The organism is uncultured Tateyamaria sp. (assembly GCF_947488715.1).
In the GTDB taxonomy this organism is placed as follows: domain Bacteria; phylum Pseudomonadota; class Alphaproteobacteria; order Rhodobacterales; family Rhodobacteraceae; genus Tateyamaria.
This window is the reverse complement of record NZ_CANLAG010000001.1, coordinates 763,763-776,554: the sequence shown is the minus strand read 5'-3', so window position 1 is coordinate 776,554 and position 12,792 is coordinate 763,763. Positions and strand designations below refer to the sequence as shown.

15 protein-coding genes are annotated in these 12,792 nt (G+C 61.0%); 4 read left to right on the top strand and 11 right to left on the bottom strand.

All coding sequences use genetic code 11. The annotated features are described in order from the left end of the window. Positions 1-22: 22 nt before the first annotated feature. The gene (locus Q0936_RS03925; RefSeq protein ID WP_299294616.1) at positions 23-1,411 is read right to left on the bottom strand and encodes a 1-acyl-sn-glycerol-3-phosphate acyltransferase; all 1,389 of its coding nucleotides are present in this window, start codon (positions 1,409-1,411) and stop codon (positions 23-25) included. Between the two features lie 190 nt (positions 1,412-1,601). Between Q0936_RS03925 and Q0936_RS03920 the strand changes: the two genes are divergently transcribed. From Q0936_RS03920 to deoD, 4 genes are all read left to right on the top strand, one after another. Next, the gene (locus Q0936_RS03920) at positions 1,602-1,892 is read left to right on the top strand and encodes a hypothetical protein (RefSeq protein WP_299294614.1); all 291 of its coding nucleotides are present in this window, start codon (positions 1,602-1,604) and stop codon (positions 1,890-1,892) included. 81 nt (positions 1,893-1,973) lie between these two features. After that, positions 1,974-3,944, top strand: coding sequence for a protein meaA (locus Q0936_RS03915; protein ID WP_299294612.1), 1,971 nt, complete (start codon positions 1,974-1,976; stop codon positions 3,942-3,944). Positions 3,945-4,129: 185 nt separating this feature from the next. Continuing rightward, positions 4,130-4,498, top strand: a complete 369-nt coding sequence (locus Q0936_RS03910; protein ID WP_299138060.1) for an H-NS histone family protein — start codon at positions 4,130-4,132, stop codon at positions 4,496-4,498. A 91-nt stretch (positions 4,499-4,589) separates the two neighbouring features. After that, positions 4,590-5,297, top strand: coding sequence for a purine-nucleoside phosphorylase (deoD, locus tag Q0936_RS03905; RefSeq protein ID WP_299294611.1), 708 nt, complete (start codon positions 4,590-4,592; stop codon positions 5,295-5,297). On the opposite strand, the gene Q0936_RS03900 is transcribed toward deoD, so the two are convergent. From Q0936_RS03900 to Q0936_RS03855, 10 genes are all read right to left on the bottom strand, one after another. Next, positions 5,294-6,136: a DUF1989 domain-containing protein gene (locus Q0936_RS03900; protein WP_299294610.1), complete on the bottom strand. Its 843-nt coding sequence runs from the start codon at positions 6,134-6,136 to the stop codon at positions 5,294-5,296. The two genes, deoD and Q0936_RS03900, sit on opposite strands and share 4 nt — an antisense overlap. 28 nt (positions 6,137-6,164) lie before the next feature. After that, positions 6,165-6,878, bottom strand: a complete 714-nt coding sequence (locus Q0936_RS03895) for a hypothetical protein (RefSeq protein WP_299377882.1) — start codon at positions 6,876-6,878, stop codon at positions 6,165-6,167. A gap of 58 nt (positions 6,879-6,936) precedes the next feature. Then, a complete protein-coding gene (locus Q0936_RS03890; protein ID WP_299138068.1) occupies positions 6,937-7,716 on the bottom strand; it encodes a succinate dehydrogenase iron-sulfur subunit in 780 nt (259 codons plus the stop codon). Positions 7,717-7,729: 13 nt separating this feature from the next. Continuing rightward, the gene (locus tag Q0936_RS03885; protein WP_299294608.1) at positions 7,730-8,059 is read right to left on the bottom strand and encodes a hypothetical protein; all 330 of its coding nucleotides are present in this window, start codon (positions 8,057-8,059) and stop codon (positions 7,730-7,732) included. Continuing rightward, positions 8,056-8,886: a hypothetical protein gene (locus Q0936_RS03880; protein WP_299294606.1), complete on the bottom strand. Its 831-nt coding sequence runs from the start codon at positions 8,884-8,886 to the stop codon at positions 8,056-8,058. The genes Q0936_RS03885 and Q0936_RS03880 overlap by 4 nt, the downstream gene beginning before the upstream one ends. 6 nt (positions 8,887-8,892) lie before the next feature. After that, positions 8,893-10,698: a succinate dehydrogenase flavoprotein subunit gene (gene sdhA, locus Q0936_RS03875; protein ID WP_299294604.1), complete on the bottom strand. Its 1,806-nt coding sequence runs from the start codon at positions 10,696-10,698 to the stop codon at positions 8,893-8,895. A 41-nt stretch (positions 10,699-10,739) separates the two neighbouring features. After that, positions 10,740-11,111, bottom strand: coding sequence for a succinate dehydrogenase, hydrophobic membrane anchor protein (gene sdhD, locus Q0936_RS03870; RefSeq protein ID WP_299138075.1), 372 nt, complete (start codon positions 11,109-11,111; stop codon positions 10,740-10,742). Positions 11,112-11,123: 12 nt separating this feature from the next. Next, complete coding sequence (gene sdhC, locus Q0936_RS03865; RefSeq protein WP_299294602.1) at positions 11,124-11,507, bottom strand: succinate dehydrogenase, cytochrome b556 subunit; 384 nt, start codon at positions 11,505-11,507, stop codon at positions 11,124-11,126. Between the two features lie 153 nt (positions 11,508-11,660). Next, positions 11,661-12,320: a DUF1194 domain-containing protein gene (locus tag Q0936_RS03860; protein WP_299294600.1), complete on the bottom strand. Its 660-nt coding sequence runs from the start codon at positions 12,318-12,320 to the stop codon at positions 11,661-11,663. A gap of 42 nt (positions 12,321-12,362) precedes the next feature. After that, a complete protein-coding gene (locus Q0936_RS03855; RefSeq protein ID WP_299294598.1) occupies positions 12,363-12,791 on the bottom strand; it encodes a hypothetical protein in 429 nt (142 codons plus the stop codon). Between the last annotated feature and the right edge of the window lies 1 nt (position 12,792).

Here is a 12,792-nt window from a genome sequence, read left to right as displayed (position 1 = left end):
CTGTTGCGCTGTTTTTGTAATTTTATGACTTTGCGGTCGCAGCATTCTGAGGGGCCGTTGGACCGTCATACAGACCGTTGATGGAATTGGCATAGAACCGGAACAACGCCTTTTCCGCGTCGACCCGGCGCCAGCCTGTGTCGGACTGTGTGATCATGCCCCGGCGTTGCATATCGCCCAGTGCGCGGGTCACTCCGGCGGCAAAGCTCTCATCGACCACGGCGGGCCGTGTGCCACGCGAGGCAGGCAATGCGGACCGTGCGGCAGCTTCGACCTCGGCGGGCGTCATTGGGCCCTCTGCGTTCAGGAACACGCGCGACAGCAGTGGCACAAACAGCACCGGCATCACCTCTTGGATGCTGTCGCGCAAGGTACGGGCCAGCGCGCGCAGGTCGTGATCCTGCCCCAAGGCGGACAATGACACAGGCGGGCCAAACACCACCGACGCGATGCCGAACTTGCGATACCGGCGCGTGATCCATTGCCAGAAGAGGCGCAGGATTTCAGCCATGACAACGGTGATGCGCGCACCAAACCGTCGGTCACCGCGTTGGTCGGCGGCGATCAGCACCCGGTCTTCGAGCACGCGGTCGTAATTGATCGCGACAGGTACAAACACAACGTCGCGTTTGCCCGCGTCGAACCCGTCCACCACATAGGACAGCAACCCCATCTTGAGCGGCATCAACCGCCCGTTCACACTCAGCCCACCTTCGGGAAAGATGGCCTGGGTCACGCCCGCCTCGGTTGCCATCTGCACATAGCGCGACAGAACCTTGCGATAGAGCTGCCCCCGCGAGCGCCGCCGGATAAAGTACGCGCCCATGGATTTGATGAGGTGCGAAAGCGGCCAGACCCGTGCCCATTCGCCCACCGCATAGCTGAGCGCAGAGGACCGCGCCGCCAGGTAGGTCACAAGCACATAGTCCATGTTGCTGCGGTGGTTCATCACAAAGATGACGGTGGCGTCGGGCGTCACGCTTTGGACCTGTTGGTCGTTGTTGAGACCCGTCCGCACATCATAGAGCGCCGTGGCCAACCACCGCGACACCCGCGCGCCAAAGCTGAAATAGGCAAAAGCGGAAAAGCTGGGCACGATTTCCCGCGCGTATCGCCGGGCCTTTTCAAAGGCCACGTTTTCGGGAACGTCATTTGCCTCGGCGTGGTCGACAATCGCTTGCGTCACCTCCGGGTCATAGATCAGCCGCTGGATCATGTCGTGACGGCGGGCCAGTTTGAACGGCTCAATCGGGCGGGTCAGCCGTGTGTTTAGCCGCGCCACCGCCCGCTCCAACCGCCGCCGAAAGAACCAGCGCACAGACGGGAACAGAAAGTGTGAGGCAAAGGTGACCGCCGCAAACAGCACGATCAGCACGAACAGCCAAAGTGGAAGTTGAACGGTTGTCATCATCGCGCGAACCCTTACAGCCGGATGTGGCTGGGTAAAGGGTCAACAGGGCTGGTATCGCGCATCCCCTTCCCGCAAACTGTGTCCCATGTACGAAGCGGATTCATTTTTCACTCTTACCGTCTGGGGCCAGATTGGCCTGTTCGGGGTCTCGATACTATTTGCTGCACTGGCGCTGGGAATGACTTGGGTGATGACACGACACCGCCCCATAGTCATCCGTGTGCCGATATGGGCGGTCCTGTTCATTTGCTTTATCTGGGCGTCACCCCAAGGGTACTACACCTACTATCGCATGATTTTTGACGACCTGCCCGCCCAAAGCGTGATTGGCGACCTGCCACCGCCCGATGTCGTCCTCAGCTTTTTGACCTTTACCGGGCAGGTGTCGCTGTCGGCGCATTCCGTCGGCATTCTGGGATGGGCCATGTTTCTTGTCGCCGTTTGGCCGCAGCGCAGAAAATGCCGCGATGCGGCGAATTGACAGCGGCACATAATTACCTATACCTCAGGCAAAACGTAATTTTGTTACTCACGTGATTCACATCACTTGATGGAGGCCGCCATGTCAGACCCCGCACAAAAAGACCGCCCCTGGCTGATCCGCACCTATGCGGGCCACTCGACCGCTGCGGCGTCCAATGCGCTATACCGGTCGAACCTGGCCAAGGGGCAAACCGGGTTGTCCGTGGCTTTCGATCTGCCGACACAGACCGGATACGACAGCGACCATGTGCTGGCACGGGGCGAAGTGGGCAAGGTTGGTGTGCCTGTGTCGCATCTGGGTGATATGCGCACCCTGTTTGGCGACATTCCCCTGGAACAGATGAACACATCCATGACGATCAACGCCACGGCGCCTTGGTTGTTGTCGCTCTATATCGCTGTGGCCGAAGAACAGGGCGCGGACGTGTCCAAGCTGCAGGGCACGGTGCAGAACGACCTGATCAAGGAATACCTGAGCCGCGGCACCTATATCTGTCCGCCCGAGCCGTCGCTGCGGATGATCGCGGATGTGGCCGAGTACTGCTATACCAATGTCCCGAAATGGAACCCGATGAACGTGTGTTCCTATCACCTGCAAGAGGCCGGAGCGACGCCGGAACAGGAACTGGCCTTTGCACTGGCAACGGCAACGGCGGTGTTGGACGCGCTGAAGCCGCGCATTGATCCAGCGGATTTCCCGGCCGTGGTTGGGCGTATTTCGTTCTTTGTGAATGCGGGCATCCGTTTCGTGACCGAGATGTGCAAGATGCGCGCCTTTGTCGATCTGTGGGACGAGATTTGCGAAACGCGCTATGGCGTGACGGACCCCAAATACCGGCGTTTCCGCTATGGGGTTCAGGTCAATTCACTTGGTCTGACCGAGCAACAGCCAGAAAACAATGTCTACCGTATTCTGATTGAAATGCTGGCGGTGACCCTTTCGAAAAAGGCCCGCGCCCGTGCGGTGCAATTGCCCGCGTGGAACGAAGCATTGGGTTTGCCGCGCCCTTGGGATCAGCAATGGTCCATGCGGATGCAGCAGATCATGGCCTATGAAACCGATCTGTTGGAATTTGACGATCTGTTTGATGGCAATCCGGCGGTGGACGCCAAAGTCGATGCGCTCAAGGACGGCGCGCGCCACGAATTGGGGAATCTGGATGCCATGGGCGGCGCGATTGCTGCCATTGATTATATGAAAGCGCAATTGGTGCAATCCAATGCAGACCGGCTGGGCCGCATTGAACGCGGCGAAACAGTTGTGGTCGGCGTAAACAAATACCAGGCCGGAGAGCCGTCTCCGCTTATGACCGGGGATGGCGGGATCATGGTCGTGGACCCTGCGGTCGAACAGGAACAGATCAACCGTCTGTCCGCCTGGCGTGTCGAACGGGACGCAGAGGCCGTTGCCGCGGCCCTTGCTGATCTGCGTGCAGCGGCCAGTGCGGGGCGCAATGTCATGCCCGCCTCTATCGCCTGTGCCAAAGCGGGCGTCACCACGGGCGAGTGGGCCGCACAGATGCGTGCCGTGCATGGCGAATACCGGGGCCCGACCGGCGTTGCGGCAGGACAGTCGAACATGACCGAAGGGTTGGACACATTGCGCGACGCCGTCGATGCGGTCAGCGACCGGTTGGGGCGTCGATTGAAATTTCTGGTTGGGAAACCGGGTCTTGATGGACATTCGAACGGTGCAGAACAGATTGCCGTGCGCGCACGGGATTGCGGGATGGACATCGCCTATGAAGGCATTCGCCTGACGCCTGAGGAAATCGTGCGCGCGGCAAGCGAAGATGGCGCGCATGTTGTCGGCTTGTCGATCCTGTCCGGCAGCCACATCCCGCTGGTCGAGGACCTGATGCACCGGATGCAGTCCGCAGGCCTGGGGCATGTGCCGGTGATCGTGGGTGGTATCATACCGGATGACGATGCCGACCGTTTGCGTGCCATGGGTGTGTCGCGGGTGTACACCCCTAAGGACTTTGAATTGAACACGATCATGGCCGATATCGTGACCCTCGCCGACCCTACCCCGGTCGCTGCCGAATAAGGGTATGCGGCGATTCGGATTTCACTGATTCTCTGAATTTGCCGCTGTTTTGTCGAATTCAGCGTAGCACCGACATTTACCTTGGGTCACGTTTTCCACCGTCAGTCGAAGAAATCCCGGCACGCGGGCAAAGTGTCGCCGTTGACACAAATGAGTTCATCCGTGTGATTGATTTTTGAGACGAATTGCAAAATACCCTGCACGACAAGGACAGTATTTGGAGACCAGAAATGGCTATCAAACTCGATCAAATGACGCGGGCGGAATTGGAAGACCTGCGCATAGACATCGACAAGGCAATCGTTGAGCTGCGTAAGAAAGAAAAGAAAGACGCGCTGGAAGCGGCACAAAAAGCGGCGGCAGAGTTCGGCTTTTCTCTGGATGAATTGACGGGCAAAAAAGCACCGCGCGCGGGCGGAAAAACGGGTTCGGCAGAACCGAAATTCATGAACCCCGACAATCCCACACAAACGTGGACCGGCAAAGGGCGCCAGCCCAACTGGTTCAAGTCGGCCATCGACGCCGGCAAAAACAGCGACGATATGCTGATCTGATTTTTGGTCATACGGGGGGCGCAACGCCCCTCGTATCCCATGATACTTTTGCGTACCGTGGCCCGACTCGTATCAGATCGGAGCCTTACGCATGACCGTACATATCGGTGCCAAACCCGGACAAATTGCTGAAACCGTGCTCATGCCCGGCGACCCCTACCGCGCACGGTGGGCGGCTGAGACATTTTTGGACGACGCCGAACTGGTCAACGAAGTGCGTGGCATGCTGGGCTTTACCGGCACGTGGAAAGGTCACCGCGTCACCATCCAGGGATCAGGTATGGGCATGCCGTCACTGTCGATCTACGCCAATGAGCTGATCCGCGACTACAACGCTCAGACGCTGATCCGCATCGGATCATGTGGCGGGATGCAGGCCCATGTAGGCATCCGCGATGTCATCATTGCCATGACCGCCAGCACTATCACCTCGCCCTCCTCCGGGTTTTTCAAAGAGATCAACTTTGCCCCCTGCGCTGACTACGGTCTGTTGGCCGCTGCGGTGACGGCAGCCAATGGCAAGGGGACCAAGACCCATGTGGGCGGCATCTATTCGTCCGACGTCTTTTATGCAGAACGGCCCGATCTGGACGAGCAGATGGTGCGCCACGGCATTCTGGGTGTCGAGATGGAAGCCGCCGAACTCTACACGCTTGCCGCACGCTTTGGACGCCGGGCGCTGGCGGTTCTGACTGTCAGTGACCACCTGCAAACCGGTGAGGCGCTGCCCTCGGAAGACCGGGAACGCACCTTTGGCGACATGGTGGAAATCGCATTGGAAGCCGCGTTCGCAGCCTAACGTCCGTGGGACCGGTCGTAACCGTTGGGCGGCGGGCTTTGCCAGCCGTCCAGTGCACCATCCGCCGGGGCGAATATCTCGACCTTGAGCGGATGGCACGGTGCCACGTCTGATGTGTGTTCCGCCCCGCAATCACCGCCCGGACAGGCGCTGAGGCCGCCAATGACGTCGATCTCGGCAAAGAACTCGATGTAGTCGCCGGGACGCACGGGGCTGGCCTTCATAAAGTACTGACCGGTGTCGCGGGTGAACCCCGTACACATGAACACGTTCATCACGTCATGCACATGAGGCTCGGCCTCGTGCAGCGTCATGCCGGTATGATCCGCAAGTGCGCGGGTCAGGTTGGAATGGCAGCAATAGTGGTAGTGCCCCCCCTGAAGCAGGTTGCCCGTATAGGGGTCACAGCGGGTGCCGATCACATCGTGGACACCACCACCAAAGGCATCAAAGCCGTACCAATCCAGCGTATCGGCCACGATGGTCGCCATGGGGCGCAGGGTCGGAAACGTGCTCCACAACCGGTCGCCGGTGTTCACGTGGCTACCGTGCAAGGCGCGGGTCTTGCCCGAATAGAAACGCTCTGACAGGTCGGCCGCATTCCACAGGTTGAAGTCACCAACCTGCGGCCCCTCGACCGACGTGATGCGGAAAAAGTGCCCCGCAGGCACATCGAAACAGGCCGCGTCGCGCGGGGCTACAATCACCTCGCCGGTTTTCTTGGCCCCCTTTCGCGCGGCCGCATAGAGGTCAAGGTCAGGTTGCGGGCCGGTTTCGGGCGGGTAGCAGATGACCGGGGCAACAGCGCGGCGCGCATCGGCGTCAGGGGGCTGGGGCATGGGATTTCCTATCGCGTATGGTGCGCAGTCAGCCGCGTTCGTGCCGTCGACGCCATTCGCGGGCATAAACGGACTCTTCGGTGTGCTTGCGGTTCAGATTGGTGGCGCGGTCCTCGGCCTCTTGCGCGGTTTCCGCGCGGGCTGTTCCCGCGCGGGCCTGCGCAGCGCGTTCAAAGGGGATGACCTGAACCATGGGGCTGCCTGCGGACAAACGTATGCCGGGGGTCTGTCCGGTCCAGAAGAACGGCACATTCACCGGCACGTCCAGCGCATCGCAATCCACAGTGCCGCCAAAGGCCATGAACGGCAGTTCAAAATGGTTGACCGGGTGCAGAAAGGTGGCCGACCAGCCCGGCGGCACCTTGACCCGCCACGGGTTCATCAGCTTGAGCGGCATCGCGTTTTCAAAGGGTGGGTTGGGCGCGCCCAACTGACCCGGATGGTGCATGTCGATCGGTTGAAACGCGGCATCGCTGGCCCATTGAAACTGGATCGCACCAGTCGCAGGATCGGGTTGCGTCCAGATGTCGTAAGGCGTGGGAATGATCCAACCCTGCGCCATCACATCCGCAACGGGCAAGCAGGCCCGCACCGTCAGGCCCGGCAGACCATGGGCGTCTTTCATGCCCATTTCGCGTTCGAGGTTGCGAAACCAGTCGGGCAAGAATTTTGCCGCAGGGGCAGGTTCGGGTATCTTGCCCGCCAATGCTGGCGGGCAAAGAAATTCAATGTCGGCCATCATCTGTCCTCTACGCGGTTGGCGTCACTCTGCCGCCCAGCCGCGCGGGGTGCAAGACGGTTCAGACCGTGCGTTCGACCATCATCTTTTTGATGTTGGCAATCGCCTCTGCCGGATTCAGGCCCTTGGGGCAAGTCTTGGCGCAGTTCATGATCGTGTGGCAACGATAAAGCTTGAACGGATCCTCAAGGTCATCCAGACGCTCGCCCGTCGCCTCATCGCGGCTGTCGATGATCCAGCGGTAGGCATGCAGCAGGGCGGCTGGTCCAAGGTAGCGGTCGCCGTTCCACCAGTAGCTGGGGCACGAGGTTGAGCAGGACGCGCACATCACACATTCATAGAGGCCGTCGAGCTTCTTGCGATCTTCGATGGACTGGCGCCATTCCTTGGCGGGGCGGTTCGTTTTCGTCTCGAGCCACGGCATGATGCTGGCGTGCTGGGCGTAGAAATGCGTCAGATCGGGGATCAGGTCCTTGACCACCGGCATGTGCGGCAGGGGATAGATTTTGACGTCGCCCTTCACCTCGTCCATGCCATAGATACAGGCCAGTGTGTTGATCCCGTCGATGTTCATCGCGCAGGATCCGCAAATCCCCTCGCGGCACGACCGACGGAAGGTCAGCGTCGGGTCGATCTCGTTCTTGATCTTGATAAGCGCGTCCAGGATCATCGGCCCGCACGTGTCCATATCCACGAAATAGGTATCAACCTGCGGGTTTTTGCCGTCATCCGGGTTCCAGCGATAGATCTGGAACTTGCGCACGTTTGTGGCGCCTTCGGGCTTGGGCCATGTCTTGCCCGTCTGCATGCGGGAGTTCTTGGGAAGCGTCAGTTGGACCATATCGGTTCTCCTTTCACGCGGTCAGGGCGTCAAGCCCAGCCCGGAAAATGCACTGTTGAGTTTCGGCACGCCCCAGAACGGTGCGCACTTGGGTGGCGGTGGCGTCGGTGACGCCGATCACGGCGGCCTTCGCAAATTCGGTGATTTCGCGGGCCGAGGAATTGTCGATCACGCAGTCGGTGAAGGGCGTAATCGCCTGTTTCGGCACGGCGGGAAAGCGGGTGGCAAGCGTTTCGGTCACGGCTGATTTGGCGGACTGCCGCGCCAGTTGGTCGGCGGCCTGACTGGCCTGATCACAGGCGCTGACGGCGAGAAGTGACACAAGGGCAAACGCGCGGATCATGGCAGGCGCACCTGTGCCTGCGCGGTGTCGAGCAAGCCCGACAGGCGTTCGGCATCGGCCGGGAACACGTCCGCCAACCGCTGCATGAACCCCAGATCACGGGCGGTGGTCCATAGGAAGAGTTGATATTCGAGATCGTCAGCCATTTGGTCACTGCGCGACGTTGTCGCCAGATCGGCCACTGTCGCGGCCTTGCCCTGAAAGGACGACCCGCCGCCATAGCGTTGCACCGCCCCCAGCCCCAGATCACGGCCCGGCAGGTCCAGACTGTCCAGTGCGGTGGCGCGGTAGGCGTCGTCCTGCATCCACGCGTCGTAATAAAGCGGGACGACGTCGTCCTCCTGCACCCGGTCCAGCATCTCGCCATAGGTGCGCATTGCCATCATCATGATCCGCATCCGCTCCAGCGGACCATAGCCCGTGTTGCCCTGTATCTTGCGCAGCAGGGACGCCGACCAGTGCAGGAAACTGCGGTAGATGATGACGCAGGTCTCGGGCGCATCATACAGCGGCGCACGCTCGCGCGGCGGCATCGCATCTTCGTAGGACACCAGCGTAAACGGTGTCTCCCCCGCCGCGCGCAGCTTGGGTTTGCGCCCTTGCAGGTCGACCACCTGACCGCCCTCGTAAACAGACGCCCCGCGCGTCGTGGACACCGGATCGCGCCCCGGTTTGCAATTGTTCAGGAACAGGCCCGACCCGCCCGGCGCATTGCGCATCAGCCAGTCGATCAGCGCGTGATTGCCAGACCGGCGCATGCCATAGACCCGCAGCACCCGCGCAGGCGCGAATGCCGGAACCTCTGTGACCTGCGCCGCCTGAGCCATGGACGCTTAGTATACCCGTGCCTTGGGCGCGATCTTTTTCAGATCGATGCCGCCGTCATTGTGGCTGGTGAGCGGTTGCAGGTGCACACCGCGGAAGCCAAGCGAGGCTTCGTTGCCCTGGAACCAGACAAGGCTGTGCTTGCGCCAGTTCTCGTCGTCGCGGTCGGGATAGTCCTCGTGCGCATGCGCGCCCCGGCTTTCCTTGCGCGCCGCTGCGGCCGTGATCGTGGCGACCGCGTTGGGCATCAGGTTGGTCAGCTCCAGCGTCTCCATCAGGTCAGAGTTCCAGACCAGCGACGTATCGGTCACCTGCAGATCGCTCTGCTTGGCGGCGACGTCCTTCATCTTTTCCTCGCCCTCGGCCAGCGTCTTGTCGGTGCGGAACACGGCAGCGTCGGCCTGCATCGTTTTCTGCATCTCGAGGCGCAGTTCCGCCGTCGGCACGTGGCCTTTGGCGTAGCGCAGCCCGTCAAAGCGGCTGAACGCCGCCTCGACCGAGCGCTGGTTTGGCGTCGGCGCAGGCGCGTCCGCATCCACAACTTCTTTGGCACGGATCGCAGCCGCACGGCCAAACACCACGAGGTCGATCAGCGAGTTCGAGCCCAGTCGGTTGGCCCCGTGCACCGAGGCACAGCCCGCCTCGCCCACGGCCATTAGACCGGGCGATACGTTGTCGGGGTTGTCCTTGGTCGGTGCCAGCACTTCGCCCCAGTAGTTCGTGGGGATGCCGCCCATGTTATAGTGCACGGTGGGCAGCACCGGGATCGGCTCTTTGGTCAGGTCAACGCCCGCAAAGATGCGCGCGCTTTCCGAGATACCGGGCAGGCGCAGGTCCAGAGTTTCCTTGGGCAGGTGGTTGAGGTGCAAGTGGATGTGATCCCCCTGCTCGCCAACGCCACGTCCTTCGCGGATTTCCATCGTCATGCAGCGCGAAACAACGTCGCGCGACGCCAGGTCCTTGTAGGTCGGCGCATAGCGTTCCATGAACCGCTCGCCTTCGGAATTGGTGAGGTAACCGCCCTCGCCCCGCGCCCCTTCGGTGATGAGGCAGCCGGCACCGTAGATGCCGGTGGGGTGGAACTGCACGAACTCCATGTCTTGCAGGGGCAGGCCAGCCCGTGCCGTCATGCCGCCACCGTCGCCGGTGCAGGTGTGCGCAGACGTGGCCGAGAAATACGCACGGCCATAGCCGCCCGTCGCCAGCACAACCATCTTGGCGCTGAACAGGTGCATGGTGCCGTCATCCAGCTTCCAGCACAGCACACCCTGACACACCCCGTCTTCGGACATGATCAGGTCGATGGCAAAGTATTCGATGTAGAACTCGGCGTTGTTCTTGAGCGATTGCCCATAAAGCGTGTGCAGGATCGCGTGACCGGTCCGGTCGGCGGCGGCGCAAGTCCGCTGCACTGGCGGGCCTTCGCCAAATTCGGTGGTGTGGCCGCCAAAGGGGCGCTGGTAAATCTTGCCCTCTTCGGTGCGCGAGAACGGCACGCCGTAATGCTCCAGCTCGTAAACCGCCTTGGGCGCTTCGCGGGCGAGGTATTCCATCGCATCAGTGTCGCCCAGCCAGTCCGAGCCCTTGACCGTGTCATACATGTGCCACTGCCAGTTGTCGGGGCCCATGTTGGACAACGACGCCGCGATGCCACCCTGTGCGGCCACAGTGTGCGAGCGGGTCGGGAACACCTTGGTCACGCAAGCGGTGCGCAGGCCCTGTTCGGCCATGCCCAGTGTCGCCCGCAGTCCAGCGCCACCCGCGCCAACGACCACGACGTCATACTCATGCGTCTCGTAATCATATGCAGCCATGTCGGCCTCCTATCGGTTCGGGCGTCGCCACCCGGAAAGTTTCAGAGCGCGATGCGCGCAATTGCAAACAGCCCTGCGGCAATCATCGTGTAGGCGAAAGCCGTTGTGGCAATCAGCGTCAGCTTGCCCGCTGCACCGTGGACATAATCTTCGATCGCGGCGTGCGCCTCGCGCATCAGGTGTTGGATCACGACCACCAGCGACAGCGCCATCAGAATGGCCGGAATGGGACGACCAAAGAACGCCAGAACTTCGGCATGATCACCGCCCAGCGCGGCAGCGAACAGGATCACCAGGATCGGCACCAGCGGCACCAAGAGGATCGAGCTGACCATCATCTGCCAGTGGTGGTGTGTCCCCTGCCGACCGGACCCAAGGCCAGCGGCACGTTTACGATCTGTCAAAAAACGCATGTCAGCCCCTCCTTACGCCACGACCAGAACAAAAATGGTCAACAGCGTCGCGCCGATGAACATGCCTTTGGCCATGTCTTCGGACACCGGCACCTTGACCAGATAACCAAAATCCCAGAGCACGTGCCGCAACCGGCCAAGCATGTGGTAAAAGATGCCCCACATCGCCGCGACCAGGATCAGCGTGCCCAGAATGCTGCGCAAGAACCCGTCAATTGCACTGAACGCCGCCTCGGACGTCGCCGCTGCAAGCAGCCACCACACGACCAGCACCGATGCGATCAAACAGCCGATGCCGGTGATCCGCACCATGATCGACGAGATAGACGTCCACTGCGGACGGTAGATTTGCAAGTGCGGCGAGAGCGGGCGATTGCCCCGATTGACGTCGGCCATAATGCGTCCTTTTTGTTCCCTGACCTCTTGATAGCGGTTTTTGCGCATGAGTCACGTGCTCTGCGATCACAAGTGGCGCGGTTTTTTGGCGCATTGGCGGTATTCTGCAGTTGCGTGATCACATGCGAAATCTGTGTGATCACAAGTGACCCTCTAGGGCCGCAACTCGGTGACCTGACGGGTCGTTTCCCGCTGCAACTTGCGTTTGATCTGCTCCGGGTAGTCCTCGAATCCACGCGCCGTCGCGACAAAGGCGCCCGGCCCCGTGATCAGGTTTTCGTAGAAATAGCCGGTCAGGTCCGTGGCGTCCGTCTCGATTGCAAGCGCATTGACGGTGATGCCCGCCTGCACCATCGCCTCGCGCTGCGTGGCGGGCTCGATCCCTTCGTTTGAGACGCCGTCGCCTGACACATCGATCACGCGTCGGGTGCAATGCGCCATCTGGTCCAGTGCTGCGCGCGACACCACCAGTGCCTCGCCAATTGCGGTGGAGTAATTGCGCCAAACGCGCGGATCCTCTGCGACCCGGTCAGCGAACGCCAGAACATCCGCGTAGGTCGCAATCTGCGTCCACGGCACGGTCTGGCGCTGACGGGACGCGCCAGTCCACTGCACCAGAGCGACCTGCGCCTGCTGTTCGATCAACGCATCCGCAACGATCCCGTCCCGCAACGCAAGCGCCAGGCCATCCATCTGAATACGGTATTCATCCCGGTCCACCGACCCCGACACGTCCACGGCCAGCAATAGCGCCAGATCACACGCCCGCGCAGGCGTGGACAGACACAGCAAAAGGGCAACCCATCTCAACATGGTCGCAGCCTAGCGCATGCACGACACTGACCGCACATCACATTATCGCAGTTCGTTCAGAACCTTGCTCATCGTGGTGTCAAACGTGACATAAGAGATCTCGAGCGATCCGCGGGTCGGCAGCGCCAACAAGTACACCGACATCGGCCCCTTCAAACCCTTGATGTTGAAGGTCGAGATCTCCTGAACCATGCCACCCACGTCGATCCGTTGCACCACCGTCTGACAGGATTCAAACCCGTTGGGGAATAACCCCTCGAGCGATCCGACAGCTTCCCCGAACGCAGCAGGCCCACCCTTGACCAACGTCGTTGTCACTTGAGCAAAGCTCTTGAAATCCCCTTTGAGAAACGCGGCCTTGGCGGTCTCGAACACCTCCAGAGGCTCGGCACCTCGCATGTCGCACACAGGAGCGGCAAGTGCGGGCAAGGGCAAAAAGGCGAGGGCGGCGGCACGGAAGAAAGTTCTCATA

What these genes read in the sequence shown, in the direction of transcription:
- Q0936_RS03860 (WP_299294600.1), bottom strand. Translation starts at nt 12,320, where the DNA reads ATGTTGAGATGGGTTGCCCTTTTGCTGTGTCTGTCCACGCCTGCGCGG.
- deoD (WP_299294611.1), top strand. Translation starts at nt 4,590, where the DNA reads ATGACCGTACATATCGGTGCCAAACCCGGACAAATTGCTGAAACCGTG.
- sdhC (WP_299294602.1), bottom strand. Translation starts at nt 11,507, where the DNA reads ATGGCCGACGTCAATCGGGGCAATCGCCCGCTCTCGCCGCACTTGCAA.
- Q0936_RS03895 (WP_299377882.1), bottom strand. Translation starts at nt 6,878, where the DNA reads ATGATGGCCGACATTGAATTTCTTTGCCCGCCAGCATTGGCGGGCAAG.
- Q0936_RS03920 (WP_299294614.1), top strand. Translation starts at nt 1,602, where the DNA reads ATGACACGACACCGCCCCATAGTCATCCGTGTGCCGATATGGGCGGTC.
- Q0936_RS03890 (WP_299138068.1), bottom strand. Translation starts at nt 7,716, where the DNA reads ATGGTCCAACTGACGCTTCCCAAGAACTCCCGCATGCAGACGGGCAAG.
- sdhD (WP_299138075.1), bottom strand. Translation starts at nt 11,111, where the DNA reads ATGCGTTTTTTGACAGATCGTAAACGTGCCGCTGGCCTTGGGTCCGGT.
- Q0936_RS03855 (WP_299294598.1), bottom strand. Translation starts at nt 12,791, where the DNA reads ATGAGAACTTTCTTCCGTGCCGCCGCCCTCGCCTTTTTGCCCTTGCCC.
- Q0936_RS03925 (WP_299294616.1), bottom strand. Translation starts at nt 1,411, where the DNA reads ATGATGACAACCGTTCAACTTCCACTTTGGCTGTTCGTGCTGATCGTG.
- Q0936_RS03900 (WP_299294610.1), bottom strand. Translation starts at nt 6,136, where the DNA reads ATGCCCCAGCCCCCTGACGCCGATGCGCGCCGCGCTGTTGCCCCGGTC.
- Q0936_RS03915 (WP_299294612.1), top strand. Translation starts at nt 1,974, where the DNA reads ATGTCAGACCCCGCACAAAAAGACCGCCCCTGGCTGATCCGCACCTAT.
- sdhA (WP_299294604.1), bottom strand. Translation starts at nt 10,698, where the DNA reads ATGGCTGCATATGATTACGAGACGCATGAGTATGACGTCGTGGTCGTT.
- Q0936_RS03885 (WP_299294608.1), bottom strand. Translation starts at nt 8,059, where the DNA reads ATGATCCGCGCGTTTGCCCTTGTGTCACTTCTCGCCGTCAGCGCCTGT.
- Q0936_RS03880 (WP_299294606.1), bottom strand. Translation starts at nt 8,886, where the DNA reads ATGGCTCAGGCGGCGCAGGTCACAGAGGTTCCGGCATTCGCGCCTGCG.